The 22223-nt window shown below is 67.6% G+C and carries 19 protein-coding genes and 1 pseudogene; 7 read left to right on the top strand and 13 right to left on the bottom strand.

All coding sequences use genetic code 11. The features are described 5' to 3' along the window. Window position 1: 1 nt before the first annotated feature. From CNE_RS02830 to moaC, 3 genes are all read right to left on the bottom strand, one after another. Complete coding sequence (locus CNE_RS02830; RefSeq protein WP_013955627.1) at window positions 2-520, bottom strand: glycine zipper family protein; 519 nt, start codon at window positions 518-520, stop codon at window positions 2-4. A 14-nt stretch (window positions 521-534) separates the two neighbouring features. Continuing rightward, window positions 535-969, bottom strand: a complete 435-nt coding sequence (locus CNE_RS02835; protein ID WP_013955628.1) for a hypothetical protein — start codon at window positions 967-969, stop codon at window positions 535-537. A 228-nt stretch (window positions 970-1197) separates the two neighbouring features. Beyond that, a complete protein-coding gene (gene moaC, locus CNE_RS02840) occupies window positions 1198-1677 on the bottom strand; it encodes a cyclic pyranopterin monophosphate synthase MoaC (protein WP_013955629.1) in 480 nt (159 codons plus the stop codon). A gap of 97 nt (window positions 1678-1774) precedes the next feature. On the opposite strand from moaC, the gene CNE_RS02845 reads away from it, so the two are divergent. Beyond that, window positions 1775-3613 carry a beta-barrel assembly-enhancing protease gene (locus CNE_RS02845; RefSeq protein WP_013955630.1) on the top strand — a complete coding sequence of 613 codons (1839 nt, stop codon included), beginning with the start codon at window positions 1775-1777 and terminating at the stop codon, window positions 3611-3613. Window positions 3614-3693: 80 nt separating this feature from the next. On the opposite strand, the gene CNE_RS38630 is transcribed toward CNE_RS02845, so the two are convergent. Further along, window positions 3694-4737: a helix-turn-helix domain-containing protein gene (locus CNE_RS38630; RefSeq protein ID WP_013955631.1), complete on the bottom strand. Its 1044-nt coding sequence runs from the start codon at window positions 4735-4737 to the stop codon at window positions 3694-3696. Between the two features lie 244 nt (window positions 4738-4981). On the opposite strand from CNE_RS38630, the gene CNE_RS02855 reads away from it, so the two are divergent. Then, window positions 4982-6004, top strand: a complete 1023-nt coding sequence (locus CNE_RS02855; protein ID WP_013955632.1) for a serine hydrolase — start codon at window positions 4982-4984, stop codon at window positions 6002-6004. Between the two features lie 395 nt (window positions 6005-6399). Here CNE_RS02855 and CNE_RS39040 read toward each other — a convergent pair. Next, window positions 6400-6486, bottom strand: a pseudogene (locus CNE_RS39040) (IS200/IS605 family transposase); the annotation flags it as partial. 22 nt (window positions 6487-6508) lie between these two features. Here CNE_RS39040 and CNE_RS02860 point away from each other — a divergent pair. Next, window positions 6509-7669, top strand: coding sequence for an RNA-guided endonuclease InsQ/TnpB family protein (locus tag CNE_RS02860; RefSeq protein ID WP_049800593.1), 1161 nt, complete (start codon window positions 6509-6511; stop codon window positions 7667-7669). Window positions 7670-7913: 244 nt separating this feature from the next. Beyond that, window positions 7914-8936: an IS110 family RNA-guided transposase gene (locus CNE_RS02865; protein WP_013955634.1), complete on the top strand. Its 1023-nt coding sequence runs from the start codon at window positions 7914-7916 to the stop codon at window positions 8934-8936. Window positions 8937-9235: 299 nt separating this feature from the next. On the opposite strand, the gene CNE_RS02870 is transcribed toward CNE_RS02865, so the two are convergent. From CNE_RS02870 to CNE_RS02895, 6 genes are all read right to left on the bottom strand, one after another. Next, the gene (locus CNE_RS02870) at window positions 9236-9817 is read right to left on the bottom strand and encodes a DUF2946 family protein (protein ID WP_013955635.1); all 582 of its coding nucleotides are present in this window, start codon (window positions 9815-9817) and stop codon (window positions 9236-9238) included. A gap of 49 nt (window positions 9818-9866) precedes the next feature. Then, a complete protein-coding gene (locus CNE_RS02875; RefSeq protein ID WP_013955636.1) occupies window positions 9867-10961 on the bottom strand; it encodes a YheT family hydrolase in 1095 nt (364 codons plus the stop codon). Window positions 10962-11005: 44 nt separating this feature from the next. Next, window positions 11006-11446: a YybH family protein gene (locus CNE_RS02880; RefSeq protein WP_013955637.1), complete on the bottom strand. Its 441-nt coding sequence runs from the start codon at window positions 11444-11446 to the stop codon at window positions 11006-11008. 31 nt (window positions 11447-11477) lie between these two features. Then, window positions 11478-12500, bottom strand: a complete 1023-nt coding sequence (gene waaF / locus CNE_RS02885) for a lipopolysaccharide heptosyltransferase II (protein WP_013955638.1) — start codon at window positions 12498-12500, stop codon at window positions 11478-11480. Between the two features lie 112 nt (window positions 12501-12612). Continuing rightward, on the bottom strand, window positions 12613-12807 hold the full coding sequence (locus CNE_RS02890) for a zinc-finger domain-containing protein (RefSeq protein WP_013955639.1): 195 nt from the start codon (window positions 12805-12807) through the stop codon (window positions 12613-12615). A 97-nt stretch (window positions 12808-12904) separates the two neighbouring features. After that, window positions 12905-13825, bottom strand: a complete 921-nt coding sequence (locus CNE_RS02895) for a branched-chain amino acid transaminase (protein WP_013955640.1) — start codon at window positions 13823-13825, stop codon at window positions 12905-12907. A gap of 182 nt (window positions 13826-14007) precedes the next feature. Here CNE_RS02895 and CNE_RS02900 point away from each other — a divergent pair, with 182 nt between their 5' ends. Next, on the top strand, window positions 14008-17004 hold the full coding sequence (locus CNE_RS02900) for a DEAD/DEAH box helicase (protein ID WP_041227755.1): 2997 nt from the start codon (window positions 14008-14010) through the stop codon (window positions 17002-17004). Between the two features lie 140 nt (window positions 17005-17144). Beyond that, a complete protein-coding gene (locus tag CNE_RS02905) occupies window positions 17145-18164 on the top strand; it encodes a Bug family tripartite tricarboxylate transporter substrate binding protein (RefSeq protein ID WP_013955642.1) in 1020 nt (339 codons plus the stop codon). A gap of 75 nt (window positions 18165-18239) precedes the next feature. Here CNE_RS02905 and CNE_RS02910 read toward each other — a convergent pair whose 3' ends face one another. Beyond that, window positions 18240-19382 (bottom strand): helix-turn-helix transcriptional regulator, encoded by a 1143-nt coding sequence (locus CNE_RS02910; protein ID WP_013955643.1) that lies wholly within the window; start codon window positions 19380-19382, stop codon window positions 18240-18242. A 101-nt stretch (window positions 19383-19483) separates the two neighbouring features. After that, window positions 19484-20590 carry a helix-turn-helix transcriptional regulator gene (locus tag CNE_RS02915; protein ID WP_013955644.1) on the bottom strand — a complete coding sequence of 369 codons (1107 nt, stop codon included), beginning with the start codon at window positions 20588-20590 and terminating at the stop codon, window positions 19484-19486. A 382-nt stretch (window positions 20591-20972) separates the two neighbouring features. On the opposite strand from CNE_RS02915, the gene CNE_RS02920 reads away from it, so the two are divergent. After that, entirely contained in the window at window positions 20973-22169 is a 1197-nt protein-coding gene (locus tag CNE_RS02920) for a phosphoglycerate kinase (RefSeq protein ID WP_013955645.1), read from the top strand. The last annotated feature ends 54 nt before the right edge of the window (window positions 22170-22223 follow it).

Below are 22223 nucleotides of genomic sequence, written 5' to 3' on the forward strand. Positions count from 1 at the left end.
CCTAATAGTACGGATACGGGCTGTAATAGGCCGGTGGCGGAGGCGGCGGATTGTAGTAGTACCGCGGTGCCGGCTGCGGCGTAGCGGCGACGCGTCCGGGAGCGGGCACCCGGTTGCCGCTGGCGTACATGCACTGGACATAGGCCGCATCGTATTGCTGCTGCGTGCCGTAACCGGCGTACTGGGCATTGCCCGCGCCGACCGCCGCGCCAGTCAGCAGGCCGACGCCTGCACCCACCGCCGCACCCGATCCGCCATTAAAGGCCGCGCCCGCCGCTGCGCCCAGCGCGGTGCCGACCACGGCGCTGCCGACGGCGGCATTGTTGGCGGCCTGCGAGGATGAGACACCGCCCACCCGCCCGAAGGCGAACTGGCGACAGTTGTAGTCGTCGGCGCGGAACTGGTCGAAGCTCTTGCCGGTGCCCGGCAGCACCATCACGCTGGGGCCGGCAGGCATCACGGCGCACGCGCCGAGGGTCAGGGTGGCCACGGCCAGCGTGGCGCGGGTCAGGGCATGCATGGTGTCACCCCGCATCAGGAGTTGGCCGGCGGCTGCGCCGGTATGCGCTGCCAGCCGCCGGGACAGGACTGCACATAGGGGTAGTAGCCTTCGGGCTGGTCGCAGTGGTACCACCAGCCCTGCTGCGGCGCTACGCCGTCCGGGCCGGGTACCGGCACGGGGCCGTTCGGTCCCTGTTCGATGTACTGCGGCGGCGCCGCGGGTGCGGTGACCACGGCGGGCGGGTAGTAGTACGGGGCGGGGTAGCCATACGGGTAGCCGCCGTAGAACACGCCGGGCCCGAAATAGAGGCCCACGCCGACGCTTGTGCGCGTCTTGATAAAGCCGCCGCGTGCGTCGCTATCGTGCAAAGCGGCATCGTGGAGATCCGCCCGCCCGGCGAGGGCGGCGCCGCTTGCGGCCGTGGCCGCCAGTGCCAGGGCGATCTGGCAGAGCATGCGCCCGTTCATGGTATCCACCTCTTCCCCGCGCGCACCGCATGGCACGCCACGGACAGGGTCAGCAGGCCGCAACTAGCGCGGGCCTGCAATCATATTGAATACCAAATTGTCCCGTGCCGGCGCCACGGCGGTGCGGCTGGAAATGCGGCGTTACCTTTATTACCGAGGAACGACGTTGGCGTAAGACGTCGTGACCCAGCCCATCGCGGCGCGTGTTGCAGGCGTCACGTGGGGAGGTCAGCCGGCCGCCACCCAATCCCCCGACTTGCCCCCATGCTTTTCCAGCAACTTCACATTGCCGATTACCATGCCGCGGTCCACTGCCTTGCACATGTCGTAGATCGTCAGCAGCGCCACCTGCACGCCGGTCAGCGCTTCCATCTCCACGCCGGTCTGGCCGCGGGTTTCGGTGCGCACGGTGCAGGCGACGGTGGCGGTGGCCTCGTCCAGTGCGAACTCGACCGCCACCTTGGTCAGGCCGATCGGGTGGCATAGCGGGATCAGGTCGGCGGTGCGCTTGGTGGCCATGATCGCCGCCACGCGGGCGATGCCGATCACGTCGCCTTTTTTTGCGCTGCCGTCGCGCACCAGCGCGAAGGTGGCGGGCTCCATGGTTATGGTGCCCGTGGCCACGGCGACGCGGTGGGTGCTGGCCTTGTCGCCGACGTCGACCATGTGGGCCTGTCCGGCGGTATCGAAATGGGTGAGCTGGGTCATGATCGTGAGCTTCAGTGCGAACTGCGTGCAGGTGGCCGCCAGCGTCCCTGGGAAGCATCCGATGGGAACGGCCACGGGAGGCCGCTATGATAGCAACATGCCAAAACACCCATCGCTTCGCAGGTCTGCCGCTCGCGGCCCTGGTGCCGTGGCGGACGCTGTTCCTGCCGGTTCCGCGTCACATCGCGGCGACGACAGCCATTGCCGCGCTGGCGGCGCATGGACGCCATGGCGGCGGCCGCTGGCGGCGCTGCTGGCGCTGACGTTGGCGGCGCCGGCCTGGCCCCAGGGTACGCCGCGCACGACCACGGCGCCAGCCACGCCGGTGGCGGCCACGCCCGCGGCCAAGCCGCCGCAGCCGGTGCCCGCCATCTCCGGCGAGGCCAGCGACCAGGTCTATGACAACCTGAACCGCAGCGTGAAGGCGGGCCAGAAGTCCGAGTTCGGCCTGCGCACCAACAACGCGGTGGTGGAGGCCGGCGGCGTGCAACTGCCGGACCTGGGCGACCCGTCCACGGCGTCGCTGTCGCCCGACATGGAAAAGCGCCTGGGCGACCGCATCATGCGCGATATCCGCCGCGACCCGCTATACGTGCCGGATCCGCTGCTGTCCGATTACCTGAACGCGCTGGGCTACGGGCTGGTGCAGGCGGCGCGGCGCCAGAGCATCTCCGGTTCGACCGGCGCGGGCACCTTTGCCACCGGCTTCGACCTGTTCGCGGTGCGTGACCGCAGCATCAACGCGTTTGCGCTGCCGGGCGGCTATATCGGCGTGCATACCGGGCTGCTGGTGCAGTCCGATACGGAATCGGAGCTGGCCTCGGTGCTGGGCCATGAAATCGGCCACGTGATGCAGCGGCATATCGCGCGCGGCATCACCTCGCAGGACCAGTCGATGTGGATCGCGCTGGCCTCGATGGTGCTGGCGGGCCTGGCCGCCACGCGCAGCCCGGATGCGGCGGCGGCGCTGGCGATGGGCGGGCAGGGCGCGGCCATCGCCAACCAGCTGTCGTTCTCGCGCGGCGCCGAACGCGAGGCCGACCGGGTCGGCTTTCAGATCCTGACCGCGGCGGGGTTTGACCCGCAGGGCATGCCCGATTTCTTCATGCGGCTGCAGCGCACATCGGGGACTGCGGAAAACTCGGTGCCGTCCTATGTGCGGACCCACCCGCTGACCTCCGAGCGGATTGCCGACATGCAGGATCGCGTCAGCCATGCCAGCAAGCGCAAGGTCGCCAATACGCCCGAATACGAGTTTGCGCGGATGCGGGCCCGCGTGATCCAGGAATCGTCGCCCAGCGACCTGCAGAACCTGCGCGCGGCGCTGCGCACGCAACTGCCGGGAGCAACGGTACTGCGCGCTCCGGCGCTGCACTACGGCCTTGCCTTTACCGAGCAGCGGCTGGGCCGCTACCCGGCCGCCGAGCAGGAACTGGCCGAGGCGCGCCGCCTCTACGGCAATATCCCCGGCGCCACCTCGGGCAGCCCCATGCTGGACGTGATGACAGTGGAACTGGCGCGCGCCCAGGGCCGCGTGCCCGAGGCGCTGTCCCAGGCCACTGCCTCGATGAAGGCGTTCCCGCTGTCGCATGCGGTGGCGATTGCCTATGCCGATACCCTGGTCGGCTCAGGCCGCTATGAAGAGGCCGTGCGCTTCCTGCGCGACCGCACGCGCCAGGAGACCAGCCGCAGCGATTGGTGGGAGCTGCTGGCGCGCGCCTACGCGGGCCAGGGCAAGCGCTTGCAGCAGCACCAGGCGCTGGCCGAAAAGTATGCGATGGACGGCGCCTACCAGGCCGCGATCGAGCAACTGCAGATCGCGCGCAAGGCCGGCGACGGCGACTTCTACACGCTGTCCGAGGTCGATGCGCGCCTGCACCAGCTGGAGCGCCAGTACCGCGAGGACAAGCAGGACAGCAAGGGCATGCCTAACTGAGGCACGCTGCACTTGTTGTCACGAAGTCATCGAGAGTACCAGCGTCGTCCCCGCATGCAGCCGGGGACTCCCTCTTCCATTCACTCTGCAAGCCTGGCCGGCCCGATGTCTCCGGCCAGTGCCTGCCGCGGTGTCATGCCGAAACGCTCCCGGAACAATTTGCCGAACGCCGACGGATCGGCAAAGCCGCAGGCATGCGCGATCGCGCCGATGTGCGCGGACTGGCCGGCCCGCTCCAGGTATTCGCGGCTGCGGCGCAGGCGAATCTCGCGCAGGGCCGCCATGACGCGCAGGGGCTCTCCCTCGAACAGCCGGTACAACTGTGCGCGCGAGCAGTGCAGGAACGCGGCAATCCGGTCGGGCGTGAGGTCGTGCTCGTGCGCATGCTGCTCCATGAAGCGATACGCGGCCTGCAGTTGCAGCTTGCCGGAGCGCCACCGGGCATTCCCGGCATCCGCTCTGGCGATGTCCGGATGCGTGGCGATAAGCTGCAACGCCATGCCGACTGTACTCTCCATGACCACGCCAAGGGCGGCGCGGTCAAGCCGGGGACCGTGAGCGGCAAGCATGCGCAGCTGCATGGAAACAAACGGGGCAAGCGAGGACGCCGTCAGCAGCGTGGCGATACGGCCCGGATTCGCGGGATCGTGGCCAAGCGCCTGGCGCACGGTCTCGCGCGGCAGGCGCAGGTAGCAGGTGGAGGACTCGGTCCAGTCCGATGACATCGGCTGGCCGCAATCGAACATGAAGAGTTCGCCGGCACGCACGACGGTGCGCATGCCGTCCTGCTGCTCCACCCGGTACTCGCCGCGGTCAAGCAGGCAGATGGCGATGTGCTCGTCGGTGCTGCGCACGCGCTGCGGTGTCAGCCAGGTGCGAACGGCCGAGCTGGTGCAGTGGATAAACTGGGCGCCGGCGCCGGCGCCTTCGCAGCTCGCGACGCTGCCGTACAGCGCGACGTCCGGGTCGGGGCGCGCCTCGACCGAGCGATAGGCATTGGCCATCCAGAAGTCGAGACGGTCGGACTCGGCCAGGTCGCTGGTGGAGAAACTGCGGAACGTGGCTTCCGTGCCTGCGCGTGGCTTCGGCATGACGGCATGCGCGTCGCGGCTTGTTGTTGTCATGACCCTGCCCCCGAAACAAGAAACCACCATGGCGTGGCAACCCATGCAGCGGTGGCGCTTGCCTTGCATGCCCTTGCGACGCTTTGACCAGACTTCGAGACCCGTTGACTACTTTTGATGGCTGATTCTGGCATAAACTCGCCGCAAAATCAGCCAGCTTGTGCAGCGCGGCAACACCGTGCCGACACAGGCCAACTCAACGTGCCGGCGCGCCGGCCAGTCTTTTCAGTACGGGAACCTTCGCATGTCTGCCTTCCAGCCCGCCAAGCGGCGCACGCTCAAGCTCGCCGCCACGTCCCTGGTATTGCCCGCCATTGCTGCCTGCGGCGGCAGTGCCGAAGCTGCGGCGCCGCCGAACGTGGAAGGCGCGATCGCGCGCTTTGCCGCGCTGGCGCCGGATACCGCCAACTGCCTGGTGCGCGCGGAGCCGGCTGGCGGCGGCGCCAATGCATGGTCGGCTGGCTACAATCCGGACCGCCAGCTGTTCGTCGGCAGTGCGGTCAAGACTTTCATCCTGGCGCAGTTCCTGCGCGACGCCGAAGCCGGCCGCGGCGGGCTGAGCGAGAACCAGGCCTGCGACGTCAGCGATACCTTCCGTTCCCCCGGCAGTCCGGTGTTCCTGGGGCTGACCGGCAAGACGCCGTACCGCAATGCGCTGGAGGCCATGATCACGCACAGCGACAACACCGGTACCGATATCGCGCTCGCCGCCGTCGGCCCCGACCGCGTGCGCGCGCTGATCGCCGAAGCGGGCCTGGCCCAGACCCGCATCCCGGATTCGACCCGCAAGCTGTTCTCCTACCTGGCCGGGGCGGAATCCGGCGTCGACCTCGGCTGGGACGGCATGGTCAGGATGGACAATGGCGAGGATCTTGGCCTCACGTCGCGCACCAATGTCATCAACGACAAGCAGGCGATGCTGAGCACCGCGACCGAAATGGTGAACTGGTACCGGCAAGCGCTGGCGGGCAAGTTCTTCGCGCAGCCGGCGACGCTGACGGAGTTCAGGCGCATCCAGGCCATGGCCGATGCGGTGTGGATGGCCGTGCCGGCCGGTGCGCAGGGCTTCGGCAAGGGTGGCAGCATCGACTGGGAGAGCTTCCATTGCCTGTGCTTCGCCGGGCAGATGCTGGTGGGCGCGGTGCCGGTGACCTTCTGCCTGACGCTGAACTGGAACGGCGGACCGCTGAGCACCGAACGCACCGGCGAGTTCATCCGCGCCGCGGCCGACGTGCTGGGCGAAGCGGCAAAGGCCGCCCAGGCCTGACGCACCGGCCTGCGCGTCATGAAGCCACGGATTTCCCCCCTGCCGCTCGCGTTGGCGCTCGGCGTCCCCCACCTGACGCTCGGCACACCAGTCTTTGCGCAATCGGGACCGGTGGTGCAGGACTTGCGCGGGGCCGACGGCGGCCACTGCGCTGGCAGCAATGGCTGCGCCGGCGCAGACGGCAGAAGCGACCTGGTGCTGACCCAGTCGGGCCTGAACATCAAGGCGGCTGGCACCGCCGTGACGCTCGATGTGAGAGGCAGCAATGGTGGCGACTGCGACGATGTCGACAGCCAGAATCACTGGGGCGGCAAGAGCGGCATGGGCCGGATCATCGAGCTGTCCGCGGTGGCGAACATGCGTGGCAGCTCGATGTCCCGCCGCTGCGTCGACGCTTTTCGGTATTTGGTCACAAAGACCAAATGCACGTGCAGGAGGAAAACGCAGTGTCTTCCATGCCCAATGTCATTGTCGTCGCTCATAGGCCAAGAGTATGATTGGGCCATGCAGCGTCTTCAAGCCTTCAAATACGAATTGATGCCGAACGGCGAGCAGCAGCGCAACATGCGCCGTTATGCCGGATCGTGCCGGTTCGTCTATAACAAGGCGCTGGCGTTGCAGAAACAGCGTTACGATCAAGGCGAAAAGAAGCTCAGCTATGCCGGTCTGTGTAAGCAACTCACGGAGTGGCGCAACAGCACGGAAACAGCATGGCTGGCCGATGCACCAGTCCATCCTCTTCAACAGACGCTCAAGGACTTGGAGCGGGCCTACACAAATTTCTTCGCAAAACGGGCCGACTTCCCGCGTTTCAAGAAGAAGGGTCTGGGCGACAGTTTCCGCTATCCCGACCAGAAGCAAATCAAGCTTGATCAGACCAACTCGCGTATCTATTTGCCCAAGCTGGGCTGGCTGCGATACAGGAACAGCCGCGACGTACTCGGTGAGGTACGCAATGCCTGCGTCAGTCTTTCGGGCGGCAAGTGGTTTGTTTCGATCCAGACTGAGCGGAAGGTCGAGCGACCTGTGCCGAAAGCCACCAGCGCCATCGGCATCGACATGGGCATCGCTCGCTTTGCCACCATGAGCGATGGCACTTTCCTCGCGCCGCTCAACAGCTTTAGGAAGCACGAAGCCAGGCTGCGCCGTGCGCAGCGGGCGATGAGCCGCAAGACGAAATTCAGCAACAACTGGAAGAAGTCCAAGGCCCGAATCCAGCGTATCCACGCACGCATCGGTAACGCCCGCCTCGACTACCTGCACAAAGCCACGACCACGATCAGCGAAAATCAAGCGATGGTGTGTATCGAGGACCTGAAGGTACGGAACATGTCCAAGTCAGCGGCCGGTTCAAGCGGGCAACCGGGCAAGAACGTCAGGGCCAAGTCCGGCCTGAACAAGGCCATCCTCGATCAGGGTTGGTACGAGTTCGGGCGTCAACTGGAATACAAGCTAGCGTGGAATGGCGGCTGGCTAATAGCTGTGCCGCCACAGCACACCAGTCGCACGTGCCCTTGCTGCGGGCATGTATCTGCCGAGAACCGGCAGAGCCAGGCGAGCTTCGCCTGTGTGGCATGCGGCTATGCGAATCACGCCGACGTGGTCGGCGCGATCAACATTTTGGCGCGGGGGCACCGCGTTGCAGCCTGTGGAGAGTCGGCGTAGTCAAGCCGCTCTACGAAGCAGGAACCCACCGAAGTGACTACGTAGAGCATCACGTAGCGCCGTAGGAATCCTCGTCCTTTCCGCCGTAAGGCGGCAGCCGAAGGCTGAGGACGGGGAGATGGAATGAACACCGCCCGTCAGTAACGCTAGCGGGGGTTCCACGATGAGGGGCTCTCGCTTGACCGACGGCATCGATGTGCCAAAGTGAAGATCCGAACCATCACTTGAGGTAAGGAGAGCCCAAATGAATGCTACGACATATGGGCTGGATCTTGCAAAGTCGATCTTCCAACTCTACTGGGTCGACCCAGAGACGGGCGAGACGCACAGCCGGCGCCTCAGCAAGACCCAACTGATTTCCTTTCTGAGCAATCGCACCCCCGGCAAGTTCGTACTGGAGGCGTGTGGCGGCGCGCACTGGTGGGCAAGAAAGATTATCAGCCTGGGCCATGAAGCCATCCTGCTCCACCCAAAGTACGTGCGACCGTTCGTGCGGACCAACAAGACCGATGCGGCCGACGCGCGCGCGATCTGGACAGCCGCGCAGCAACCTGGGATGCGACCGATACCGGTAAAGACTGAGGCACAGCAAGCCTTACTTGGATTGCACCGAATTCGCTCGGAACTAGTCGACAGCCGCACGCGGCAAGTGAATCAGATTCGCGGCTTGCTGGGCGAATACGGCCTGCACTTCGTGCTTGGTCGCAAGGCTGCCATGGCGCAGTTTGTCACCCGACTGAGCGAGATCGAGCAAACCATCCCGGCTCCCTTGTGGCGACTGTTGTCGCGCCAGTTACAGCGACTCAGGCAGTTGGACGCTGAAATCCTCGCGGCCGAGCAAGAGATCGCTGCATGGCTAAAAACCGAGCCTGCCGCCCAATGTGTGGATGCGATTCCGGGAATTGGCCCGATCACCGCCACGGCCCTGGTTGCCACCATAGGATCTCCCCAGGCTTACCGCTCAGGCAGAGCCTTCGCGGCCAGCCTGGGCCTGGTACCAACCCAGAGTGGCACCGGCGGCAAGGTTCACCTCGGCCATATCAGCAAACGTGGCGATCCCTATTTGCGCAAACTGCTGATCCATGGCGCACGCATCGTGCTGACCCGCTCGAAGCGGCGCCCGTGCTGGGCTGAGGCCCTGCTGGTCAGGCGCCCGACCAATGTTGCCATCGTCGCGCTAGCCAACAAGATGGCGCGCACCGCCTGGGCATTGCTTGCCCATCGCCGCGTCTATGAACCCGGCTATGTCAGCGCACGGCCTGCGTAGCGAAAGCACGACCACAGTAGGGCACAAACGAATACCTTCAGGGTTGCACAGGGTAAGGAGATAAGGTGTGATGGCAAACTAGGTCGGACCGCGGGAACGCAAACCCGATGACATCCAAGCGGCTTACAGCCCGTCGTGGGAGATAGGGACGTTCCCGGCTGATTCCATCAAGGCCCGCAGGCACGTTCCTGCAGCAAGGTCGGATATAAGACAGCAACCCATACCTACAAGCCAAAGCCCTTCAATTTACCTTGGCATCCGGGCGGTGTTCATATAAGGATGTCAAGGGGGCGGTTTCGTCAGGCCGCCGGCTGGCGCACGAAGCCAAAGCGCTTGGGCACCTCGCTCTCGGCAATCGGCTCGATCGGGATGTCGCGGCCATCGTGATGGAATACGCCCAGGTCCGTGCCGCAGGCTTCGCCATGCCAGGTGCTGGCGCCGCTGAACAGTTCCAGGTCGTGGTCGTGCAGCAGGGCGCCCTGCTGTGCCGGCAGGCTGCCTTGCGCCATGCCTTCGACCGTGCCGGCCAGCACCACATTGCCGTGCTCGTCGGCGAAGCAGGCCTGCAGCGTGAAGGGCTGCTGCGTGGTGGTGCGCAACGCGCCTTCATGCAGCCGCACGACCCACGGCGCATAGCCCAGCGATACGAACACCCGTTGCGGACCGTTCTGGAAGTACCAGGCGCCGCGCTCGTCGCACAGGTAGTTGCGTTCGATAAAGCCGATCAGCGCTTCATGGCGGATGGGGTCGCCCGACAGCCCGTGCTGCTGGGCGTATTCATTGCGCAGGCGCCACTGCCCGCGGCGGTCCAGTGCCAGCCAGCCGTAGGCATTGGGCACGTTGGGCCAGCGTGCCATGGCTTGCCTGACGATCTCGTCCATGTCTGTCTCCTCGGGGGGGGCGGTGGCTTATCGTGCCGCTGCACCCGCCCTACATCATGCGGTCAAAAAATCCCAGGATCCGTGCCGGCAGCCATTCGATATCTCCGCTGAAGCGCCCGTCGGGCAGCAGCGGCAGGTGCCGGCGCCAGCCCTCGGGCGGGGTCATGAAGCCGACATGGCCACCGTGCTCGGGCTGTTCCAGCCATACCTGGGGGCTGGCGTCGGCCGGGCCGGGCAGGTGCCGGGCCGGCAGGAAGGGATCGTTGCGCGCATTGAGCACCAGCGTGGGCACGGCGATGTCGCGCAGCACGGGTTTGCTGGCGGCGCGGCGCCAGTAGTCGTCGGTATCGACAAAGCCATGCAGCGGCGCGGTGACGACGTTGTCGAAGGCGTACAGGTCGCGGCTGGCCAGCATCGTGTCGCGGTCGAACAGCCCCGGGAACTGCCCCAGCTTGGCCAGCGACTTGCGCTTGAGCGTCTGCAGGAACATGCGCGTGTAGACCAGGTTGAAGCCGGCCGACAGCGCCGCGCCGCCGGCAGCCAGGTCCAGCGGCGCGGAGATCGCCGCGGCCGCATGCACGTGGCCGGCGCCGGCGCCGTCTTCGCCCAGGAAGCGCAGCAGCGCGTTGCCGCCCAGCGAGATCCCCACCACCAGCAGCTTGCGCCCGTTGGCGCAATGGCGCTGGCGCATGCGCTCCAGCACCCAGCGGATCTCGGCCGAATCGCCCGAATGGTAGAAGCGCGGGGCCAGGTTGAGCTCGCCCGAGCAGCCGCGGAAATGCGGGACCACGCCCTGCCAGCCGCGCAGGGACAGCGCATGCATCAGCGCCTGCGCGTAATGGCTGCCGGAATCGCCCTCCAGGCCGTGGAACATCACCACCAGCGGCGTGTCCGGGCGCACCGGGTGGGTGGTCCAGTCGAGGTCGATGAAGTCCTGGTCGGGGGTGTCCCAGCGTTCGCGGCGGAAGCTCACGCGCGGCGGGCGGCGCGTGAAGCGCGCGGGGATGATGGTCTGGGCATGGCCGCCGCGCAGCCACCAGGGCATCGGCACGCCTTCGCCGTAGCCATGGCCGGGTGCCGTGGCGGGATCAGCCTGGGCGGCGTTGACGACCTGGGGAAGGCGGTGGTGCGGAAGCTGCGTCATGCCGGCGTGGTGTTGCAGCAGGCCGCGGCGCGGCCATGCGGGGTTCAGTGCAGCGCCTGCCCCGGCGCGGCGGCCACGGCGGCAACCTGCACCGCGTTGGCCGGGCTGCAGTGGATATGTGCCAGGCGCCAGCCTTCGTGGTTCTGCATCAGCACATAGGTGGTGTGCACGTACAGGTCGGCCTCGACGCGGTCGCCGCCGAAGCGCAGTGCCTCGGTCACGTCGAAGATCGCCACGGCCATCGACGCATGACTGCTGGTCTCGATCGCATCGACCAGCACCGGTTGTTCTTCCAGCAACTGCAGGAAGGCCTGGCGCAGCTGTTCGTGGCCGATCAGGCGCTGGCCGTCGGGCAGCACGCAGGTGATCGAGTCTTCGTCTAGCCACAGGCGCAGCGCGCCGTCGGCGTCGCGCAGCTTCAGTGCTTCGCGAAAGGCTTCGACGATGTCTTCGGCGGAATCGAACAGGCGGGCAAAGCGAGGCATGGTGGCAGTAGAAGTGGCGAGGGCGGTGAAATCAGGGCCGGTGCAGCAGCTTGCGCAGCTCGACGAACACCATTTCAGGTTCGATCTCTTTCAGGCAGCGCAGGTGGCCCAGCGGGCACTCGCGCTTGAAGCAGGGACTGCACTCCAGCTGCAGCCACATGATACTCGCTGCCTGTGACAGGGGCGGCGTGTGGCGCGGGTCGCTCGAGCCAAACACCGCCACCTGGGGCCGGTTCAGCGCCGCGGTGACGTGCATCAGGCCGGAGTCGTTGCAGACCGCGGCTTCGGACAGCGCCAGCAGGTCCACGGCGTCATCCAGCGAGGTCTGGCCGCACAGGTTGCGCACGAACGGGGCCTCGCTGACGATCTCGGCGGCGATCTCGGCGTCCTTGGCCGAGCCCAGCGTGATCATCTGCGCATACGGGTAGGAACGCCGGAGCATCTGCGCGAGCCTGGCGAAATGTCCGGCCGGCCAGCGCTTGGCCGGGCCGAACTCGGCACCCGGGCAGAACGCGATCACGCGCGTGTGCGGGGCGATGCCAAAGCGCTCGGCGGTGGCCGCCATGCGCGTCGGGTCGACGCGCAGACGCGGCTCTGGCAGGTCTTCGGGCAGGCGCGCGCCGGGCCTGAGCGCCAGGCGGGCGTAGTGCTCCACCATCGGCGGGCGCTTGTCGCGCGGCGGGTTGGCGTGGCGCACGTTGAGCAGGCCGAAGCGGGCTTCGCCGCGGTAGCCGATGCGCAGCGGGATGCCGGCCAGCCAGGGGACCAGTGCCGACTTGAGCGAGTTCGGCAGCACGTAGGCGAGGTCGTAGCCTTCGTTCTTGAGCTGCTGCGCGAACATCAGCCGTGCCGACAGCTGCAGCTTGCCGTGCGCGAGGTCGGACGGGAACACGCGGCCGATCTCCGGCATGCGCGCGAGCACGGGCGCGACCCACTTGGGCGCGAGTGCGTCGATGACCAGGCGCGGATGGCGCGCCTTGAGCAGCGCAAAGAGCGGCTGCGCCATCAGGGCGTCGCCGATCCAGTTGGGGGCGATGACGAGGGCTTTCTTCATGGGCGGGGCGCTTGGAGCCGGCACGCCGGCGCGGACGCCGGGAACGCCGACGCTCCGGGGCGCCTGCAAGCGGCCCGGAGCGTCAGGATCGTGCGAATGCGGGCGGCTCGGGTCAGTGGTGGCCCTTCAGCACGGTGCCCGGCTTGAGCTTGTAGACGGTGCCGCAGTAGGGGCACTTGGCTTCGCCGGTGTCTGCCACGTCGAGGAACACGCGCGGATGGTAGTTCCATGCCGGGGTGCTGGCGGTCGGGCAGTGCAGCGGAATGTCTTCAGCGCCGATTTCGATGATGGTGGCGGTTTGCGTCATGGTGTTGCAGGGAGTGATGCTTATTGTTCGATGAAAACAGCGGGTGTGCCGCGCCCGGCAGTACCGGGCGCGCGCAGAAGGGGCTGGCAGCCAGTGCTCAGACCAGCGTCAGCCACTTCTTGTACTTTTCGTTGGTGCCACCCACGGCGGCAAAGAACGTGTCCTGGATCTGCTTGGTCACCGGGCCGCGGCGGCCTTCGCCGATGACGCGGTCGTCCAGTTCGCGGATCGGCGTGACTTCGGCGGCGGTGCCGGTGAAGAAGGCTTCGTCGGCGCAGTACATCTCGTCGCGGGTGATGCGCTTTTCACGCACCTCGATGCCCAGGTCGCGGGCGATGGCCAGGGTGGCGTCGCGGGTGATGCCGTCCAGGCAGGAGGCCAGGTCCGGCGTGTAGATCACGCCGTTGCGCACGATGAAGACGTTCTCGCCCGAGCCTTCGCTGACATAGCCTTCGGTATCCAGCAGCAGCGCTTCGTCGTAGCCCAGGCCGGTGGCTTCCTGGTTGGCCAGGATCGAGTTGATGTAGTAGCCGCTGGCCTTGGCGCGCACCAGCGACACGTTGACGTGGTGGCGCGTGAACGACGAGGTCTTCACGCGGATGCCGCGCTCCATGCCTTCCTCGCCCAGGTAGGCGCCCCACGGCCAGGCCGCGATCGCCACGTGGATGGTGTTGCCCTTGGCCGAGACGCCCAGTTTCTCGTCGCCGACCCACACGATCGGGCGGATGTAGCAGGATTCCAGCTTGTTGGCGCGCACCACTTCGCGCTGCGCCGCTTCCAGCGTGGCCTCGTCGAAAGGCATGACCATCTGGAAGATCTTGGCCGAGTTGAACAGGCGCCGGGTGTGCTCGTGCAGGCGGAAGATGGCGGTGCCTTCGGGCGTCTTGTAGGCGCGCACGCCTTCGAACACGCCCATGCCGTAGTGCAGCGTATGCGTCAGCACATGGATCTTGGCGTCGCGCCATTCGATCAGCTTGCCGTCCATCCAAATCTTGCCGTCGCGATCAGCCATCGACATGTCTTTTCTCCCAGCGCCGTCAAATTAGCAAAAACGACATTGTAAGCCGCGGGGGCATGGGTCACAACGCGATGCAGGCGTTGCGGCGGTCTAGAATCCTCTTTTCCGGGCGTTTGCCGAATTTCGGACGTCATTTCCTGCTATTCCCCCGTTGTTGCACGTTTCCCTATCCCAGAACCGCCGTGCCTTTGACCACACATCCCGGCCATGACGACCTGCCTGAACCCGGCGAGGACGGCGCCAGCCCCGCGCCGGGCCCGGACTGGCAGCAGGCGCTGGCAGCACTGCGTGCACTGGCCGGCGCCGAACCCGCCGCCGGCGCCGAGGCCCGGCGCCTGCTGTGGGCGCTGACGCTGGACGCCGACGGTGTGCCGGGCACGATCGAGCCGCTCGAGCAGGTGCGCGGCGCGCGCGGCTGGGGCAAGCCGAAGCCGGTGCCACTGGCCCGGGTCGCCGAGGACGACCGGCTCGAGCCGTGGGATGCCCGCGTGGCGCGCACCATCCGCCGCGACCAGTCGCATAACCGGCGCTGCGTGCTGGACCGCGCCGCCGCGGTGATGGCGTTGGTGGGCCACCCGGGCGTGGTGCTGGCGCATGCGCCATCGCAGACGCTGGAGGTGGTCGAGGACGCCCCCGCGCTGGAAGCGGTCCACAGCGCCGGCCGTTATGTGCTGCGCATCTTCCCGCCGGTGCGCGAGGCGCCGGCGATGGAAGCCTTGCTGCCCGCCGCCGCACGCCAGGAGGCCGAGGCGCTGCGCCAGCTCACGGTGGTGCGCGATGGCCCGCACCGGCTGCGGGTGATCCGCTACACGCCCGCCCAGTTCGATGCCGCGCGGCTGCTCGGCGACGGTCTGGCGATCCCGGAGGACGGCCAGGCGCAGCTCGACCAGACCCTGCGCGCGCTGGCCGGCCACTTCCAGGTCCATGCCGACCAGGCCGTCGGCACACGCGCGGTGGAGGCCGAGACACGGCTGCGCGCCGAGGTGGCGCCGGTGGCCCGCGGCATTTCGCTGCGGCTGGTGGTGACGCCGCTGGGGCCGCTCGGGCCGCGGCTGGCGCCTGGCGCCGGGCGCGAGCGCCTGATGGCCGCCGTGCGCGGCGAGACCCTGGCCACGCAGCGCGACCTGGATGCCGAGCTGGCCAGCGTGGCCGAGGTCTTCGCGGCATTGCCGCAGTTGGTGGCGCTGTCGCCGCCGGGCGGCGATTACACCTGGACACTGGACGATCCGGAGGACGCGCTCGCCGTGGTCGAGGCACTGCCCGGCCTGCCCGCCGTGCAGGCCGTGGAATGGCCGCGCGGCAAGGAGATCCGCGTGCTGCCGGCCGACCTGCCGCAGCTGGGGGTGCAGATCGAGAGCCGCGGCGCGTGGTACCGGCTGGCCGGCGAACTGCGCGTGGCCGAGGGGCTGGTGCTGGAGCTGGGCAAGCTGATCGACTGGACCGGCAGCCACGCCGGGCGCTTCGTGCCGATGGGGCAGGGCGTCTACGTGGCGCTGACGCGCGCGCTGCGCGGCCGGCTGCGCGACCTGGCCGGCGTCGGTGAGCATGTGCCCGACGGCATTCGCGTCCCGCAGATGGCCACGCCGTGGCTGGACGACGTGCTGGCCGGCGCGGGCGTCGATCCCGACGCGCATTTCCGCCAGCGCATCGCCCGGCTGCGCGCCGCGCGCGAGGCTGACATCGCGCTGCCTGCCACGCTGGCGGCTGAGCTGCGGCCCTACCAGGAGGCCGGCTACCGCTGGGCCATGACGCTGGCGGCCTCGGGCCTGGGCGCCTGCTTGGCCGACGACATGGGCTTGGGCAAGACCCTGCAGGCGCTGGCGGTGCTGGTGGCGCGCGCCGGCGGCGGCGGCGCGCTGGTGATCGCGCCGACCTCGGTGTGCGGCAACTGGGCGGCCGAGGCGCGGCGCTTTGCGCCCACGCTCAACGTCCATGTCTATGCCGAGGGCGATCGTGAGACGCTGCTGGCGCAGGCCGGGCCGCATGACCTGGTGATCGTCTCGTACACGCTGCTGCAGCAGGCCAGCAAGGCGTTCTGCGCGCGCGAATGGCATACCGTGGTCGCGGACGAGGCGCAGGCCTTCAAGAACGCGGTCACGCGGCGGGCGCAGGCGATGTTCGCGCTGCCGTCGGGCTTCCGCATGGCGCTGACCGGCACGCCGGTGGAGAACCGGCTGGCGGAACTCTGGTCGGTGATGCGGTTCTGCAATCCGGGCTTGCTGGGCTCGCTGGCCCGCTTCAACGAACACTTTGCCAACCCGATCGAGCGCGGCGGCGTGCGTGAGGCGCGCCAGCGGCTGCGCCGCATGATCGCGCCGTTCGTGCTGCGCCGGACCAAGGCGCAGGTGCTGGACGAACTGCCGCCGCGCACGGAGCTGGTGATCCGGGTCGAGCCCGAGCCGGTCGAAGCCGCGCACTACGAGGCCCTGCGCCGCCAGGCCCAGACCGAGGCCGAGGCCGCGCTGGCGCGCTTGGAAGCGGCACGCAAGGCCACCAAAGGCGCGCCTGCCGGGGCCCGTGCGCGCGCCCTGGCGCAGGCCCAGCACCAGGCGCAGGCGCGCATCCACGTGCTGGCGCAGCTGATGCGGCTGCGGCGCGCCGCGTGCGATCCGCGCCTGGTCACGCCGGAACTCAGCGGCCAGCTGTCCGAAGGCGCCAAGGTGCGCGCCTTTGTCGAGCTGGCCAGCGAGCTTGCCGCGAGCGGCCACAAGACCCTGGTGTTCAGCCAGTTTGTCGATTTCCTGCAGCTGCTGCGCCAGGGGCTGGAGCGGGCCGGGCTGGCGCTGCAGTACCTGGACGGCGCCACCCCCGCGGCCGAGCGCACTCGCCGCGTGGCCGCCTTCCAGGCGGGCGAGGGCGATGTCTTCCTGATCAGCCTGAAGGCCGGCGGCTTCGGCCTGAACCTGACCGCGGCCGACTACGTGATCATTGCCGACCCCTGGTGGAACCCCGCCGCCGAAGACCAGGCCATGGGCCGCGCGCACCGCATCGGCCAGCAGCGCCCCGTGACGGTGTACCGACTGATCAATGCGGGCACCATCGAAGAGCGCATCGTCGACCTGCACCGCGACAAGCGCGCGCTGGCCGACGGGCTGCTGGAGGCCGACGACGACAGCACCGCGGGAACCGGCGCGCCGCTGCCGGACGTGGATGAACTGGTGGGCCTGCTGCGGCGCTGAGCGGCACCGGGCAGCACCATATGCCCGCACGGCATACCTTCAAACCAACTCGGTCGTTTGGTTTTGGCAGGAACCTTGCTATCGTGTGGCGCTGGCCCGGGGCTCAGATCCCGGTCATTAAACTTACCGACGGTGCCCCCATGCCTACTTCGTCCCGCCTGCTTCCGCGCTTGTCCTTCCGTCCCGCGACCGGCCTGGCCGTGCTGTGCGCCGCCGCTGCCATCAGCACGGTCAGCATGCCCGCCCGCGCGCAAGGGGAGTGGCCGACGCAGCCGGTGACGATCCTGATGGGCTTCACCGCCGGCTCCGGCGTCGACATCGTCGGCCGCACGCTGCAGGAATCGCTGCAGAAGTCGCTGAAGACCACCATCATCTACGACTACCGGCCGGGCGCCGGCGGCAACGTCGCCTCCGAAGCAGTGGCGCATGCCAGGCCGGATGGCTACACGCTGCTGCTGGGCACCGCCGCCACGCACGGCATCAACCCGGCGCTGTACAAGAGCCTGCCGTTCGACGCCGAGGCCGATTTCACCCCGATCGCGCCGCTGGTCGAGGTCTCCAACGTGCTGACCGTCAACCCGGCGGTGATCGACGTGAAGTCGGTCAAGGAGTTTATCGAGAAGGTCAAGGCCAACCCGGGCAAGTACAACTTCGCGTCCACCGGCAACGGCACCGGCACGCACCTGGCCTTTGCCGAGTTCAATGCGCGCGCCGGCCTGGACATGGTCCACGTGCCCTACAAGGGCGGCCCGGACGCGCTACAGGCGGTGGTGAAGGGAGAGGTCTGCTGCATCTTCAACCAAGTGCAGAGCGTGCTGCCGCAGTACCGCGCCGGCAAGGTGCGCCTGCTGGGCGTGACCACCAGGCAGCGGGTGCAAGTGATTCCCGACGTGCCGACCATTGCCGAGAGCGGCCTGCCCGGCTTCAACAGCACCATCTGGTTCGGCTTCTTCGGGCCGAAGGGGCTGGATCCGAAGATCGCGCGCAAGGTCAACGATGCGGTGAAGGTGGCGCTGGAAACGCCGGCGATCCGGCAGAAGCTGATCGATGCGGGCAACACGCCGCGGGTCGAGACTGTGGATCAGTTCAAGGCGACGGTGAAGGGGGATCGGCAGAAGTGGGCGGGGGTGGTTAAGACTGTGGGGGCGTCGGTGGATTGAGGGTGGTTGGGGGATGGTTGGCTATCGCAGAGCCTGCATCCACGAGAAGCGGCAAGCGCCCCCCAAGCCCCGCCCCTAAGCTCTTACCCCCAACCGAGTCAACAAATGCGCCAACTGCGCCTGCGTCCCCGTAGCCGTCTTGGTAAAAATAGCCTTCAACTGCGTGCGCCCAGTCTCGCGCCGGATGCCGATCAGCTCGCACGCCTCGGGCAGGCCGATGCCCGATGACAGCTGCAAGGCCAGCCGGGTCTCGGCCGGCGTGAGGCCGTAGAGGTCGCGCAGAACCGCCGGCAGTGTCATCGGCGCGGTGCCGGGCTCGTGGATCGCCACCAGCACGCTGGGGCGCTGCCAGTCCATCGCCAGATGGTGCGCGGGTGGCAGCGGCAGCAGGACGACCTGGGCCTGGCGGCCGGCGCTGTCGGCGGCGCGCAGCGCCTGTGCCGGCTGCGGGTTGGCGGGGTTGCATGCCGCCCGCAGCGCTTCGGCAAATGGGCGCGACAGCTGCCAGTCGGCTTCCTCGCGCACGGCCGCGGCAGGCGACGCCACGGCGCTGGTTTCGATCGACGCCGCCGGCAGCAGCCGGCGCACCCAGGCCTCGCCGATGCTGTTGGCCAGCAGCGGCTTGCCGTCATCGCGGAACACGATCACGCCGAACGGCAGCCGCTCCATCAGCTGCGCCGACGCATGCGCCAGTGCCGACACCTGGTGGGTGCGGTCGCGCAGCGCCATCGCTTGGCGCACGTGCGGGATGGCCCAGTCGAGCGCGCGCGCGTCTTCGGGCGAATAGTGGTCGTGGCCATGCGGGCGCTGCAGCGACAGGAACACGTCGTAGTGCGGCTGGCGCTCGATCAGGCAGGCCATCACCGACGACTGCTCGAATTCCCGCAGGAACTCGCCATAGAAGGGCGACCTGCGCATCGCCGGCACGCCCAGCTCGCGTGAATCGATATACCAGTTGCCCACCGACATGCGCCTGGCGAACGGCAGGGCCGGGTCGATGGCCACGTACTGTTCGCTGTAGGCGGCCACCGCCTCCGGCATGGGGTTGACCTCCTGGTTCACCAGCACGCGCTCGTTGACCGTGTCGAGCACCAGCAGATGGGCATGCGTGCTGCCGCTGGCCTGGCACAGCGCGCCCAGGCTGCGCTGCCAGGCGTCGGCATCGAAGATCCCCTCGTACAGCGCGCGAATGGTGTCGTGCATCTGTGTATCGCTCATGGCTTCCCTTCTTTTTACTTCTTGTATTTTTAGCACTTTCTTCGCGGGGCAACGGGCGGGCCGCAGGCGCGGCGCTGGCCCGATGCCGGGCGCGGTGGTGTTCAGGCCTCGTCCAGCGCTGCGCCGAGGCGCGAGAGCAGATGCGTCAGCTGGGCCTGGCTGTTGCAGCCGGTCTTGTGGAACACGGCCTTGAGCTGGGTGCGCGCGGTTTCGTGGCGGATGTTCAGCTGCTGGCTGGCTTCTGGCAGGCCCTGGCCGGTGGCCAGCTGGTTGGTCAGCCGGGTCTCCGCCGGGGTGAGTCCGTACAGGTCGCGCAGCACCGGCGCCAGCAACAGCGGCGCGCTGTCCTGCTCATGCACGATCACCAGCGCCGCCGGTTCCTGCCATTGCGCGGCAAAGGCGTGCGAGGGCGGCAGCGGCAGCACGATCACCTGCGCGCCGGCGCCGCTGCCGTCGGTGGCGCGGGCGGCCTGCGCCGCGACCGCGCGTTGCGGGTCGCAGGCGGCCTGCACCATGTCGGCGAACGGGCGCGACAGGGTCCAGTCCGACACCTTGCCGGCCGGGTCCAGGCGCCGCGCCCAGCGCTCGCCGGCGCGGTTGCTGAGCAGCACGTGGCGCTGCGGCGAGAACACCAGCAGCGCAAAATTGAGCCGTTCCACCAGCTGCGTCGACAGCCGCGCCAGCACCGTCAGCCCCAGGGTGCGGTCGCGCATGGCCATGGCGCTGCGCATATGCGGGATGATCCAGTCCATGCCGCGGGTGTCGTCGGGCGAGAACAGCGGCTGCGTGCGCGCGCGCTGCATCGAGAAATAGACTTCGTAGTGGGGCTGGCGCTCGACCAGGCAGGCCACGTAGGAGCGCAGGTCATAGCGGTGGAAGAAGTCGCGGTAGAACGGATGGCGGGCCATGGTGCCTTCGCCCAGTTCGCGCGCGTCGATATACCAGTCGCCCGGCCGCAGGCGCGGCGCGAACTGCTTGGCCGGATCGATGGCCTGGTAGTCCGATTCGTACTCGGAAAACAGTTCCACCACCGGATTGACGATCTCATTGACGGTGACCTGGTCGCGGACGGTGTCCCAGACCATCATCGAGGCATGTGCCGTGCCCGCCAGTTCCGTCAGGGTGCGCAGGCTCTGCTGCCAGGCACCGGGATCGAGAATGCCCTCGTACAAGCCACGGATCGCTCCGTGCATGTCGGCTTCTTTCATCTGACTCACCCCCTGCATTCGCGACAAGGAAATGCGCGGCGCCGGCGGTGCGTCTGATCGCACACCGGCTGCATTCTTTTTGGCTGCTTGTTATTTTGGCCGCCTGTTGTCATGGCCGTTTCAAGACCGGCTCTGGCGCTTTTTGCGTGTCTGTTGTAGCAGACGTTGCATACATTACCGCACTCGGGGGTCAAGAGGGGCATGGAGCTGACCCTTCTTTCGTGGGGAAGTATGTCACCAGCTCCCTGTGGGGTTGCACTGAATGTGATGCAAGGGCCATATCACAAGTGCGTAACGGTCCGGAATCGGCAAAGCGTTGACCACGATCAGGTAAAATGCCCGTTTCCCCGAATTCCAGCGAAATCTCGCGCCATCCATCGCCATGACCTCTGTCCTGCGTCTTTCCGACCTGATTTCCCAAGGCAAAATCTCCGGCAAGCGGGTGTTTATCCGCGCCGACCTGAACGTGCCGCAGGACGACGCCGGCAACATCACCGAGGACACCCGCATCCGCGCCTCGGTGCCGGCCATCGAGGCCTGCCTGGCTGGCGGCGCCGCGGTGATGGTCACCTCCCACCTGGGCCGCCCGACCGAGGGCGAGTTCAAGCCCGAAGACTCGCTGGCGCCGATCGCCACGCGCCTGTCCGAGCTGCTGGGTAAGCCGGTCAAGCTGGTGCAGAACTGGGTCGACGGCGTCGAGGTGGCGCCGGGCCAGGTGGTGCTGCTGGAAAACTGCCGCGTGAACAAGGGCGAAAAGAAGAACAGCGACGAACTGGCCCAGAAGATGGCCAAGCTGTGTGACGTCTACGTGAACGATGCCTTCGGCACCGCCCACCGCGCCGAAGCCACCACGCATGGCATCGCCAAGTACGCCCCGATCGCCTGCGCCGGCCCGCTGCTGGCCGCCGAGATCGACGCGCTGGGCAAGGCGCTGGGCCAGCCGGCGCGTCCGCTGGTGGCAATCGTGGCCGGCTCCAAGGTCTCGACCAAGCTGACCATCCTGAAGTCGCTGGCCGACAAGGTCGACAACCTGGTCGTCGGCGGCGGCATTGCCAATACCTTCATGCTGGCAGCCGGCCTGAAGATCGGCAAGTCGCTGGCTGAAGCCGACCTGGTCGGCGACGCCAAGACCATCATCGACATCATGGCCGCCCGCGGCGCCTCGGTGCCGATCCCGGTCGACGTGGTGTGCGCCAAGGAATTCAGCGCCACCGCCGCGGCCACCGTCAAGGACGTCAAGGACGTGGCCGACGACGACATGATCCTGGACATCGGCCCCAAGACCGCCGCGATGCTGGCCGAGCAGCTCAAGGCCGCCGGCACCATTGTCTGGAACGGCCCGGTGGGCGTGTTCGAATTCGACCAGTTCGGCAACGGCACCAAGGTGCTGGCCCAGGCCATCGCTGAATCGAAGGCGTTCTCGATCGCCGGCGGTGGCGACACGCTGGCGGCCATTGCCAAGTACGGCATCGCCGACCGAGTGGGCTATATCTCCACGGGCGGCGGCGCGTTCCTGGAGTTCCTGGAAGGCAAGAAGCTGCCCGCATTCGAAGTGCTGGAGCAGCGCGCCGCAGGCTGACGCATCCGCCGGGCCCGGCGGTGTTGCCGGGGCCCTGAACCAGGAAATCCGCGC

Source organism: Cupriavidus necator N-1 (assembly GCF_000219215.1).
Lineage (GTDB): Bacteria > Pseudomonadota > Gammaproteobacteria > Burkholderiales > Burkholderiaceae > Cupriavidus > Cupriavidus necator.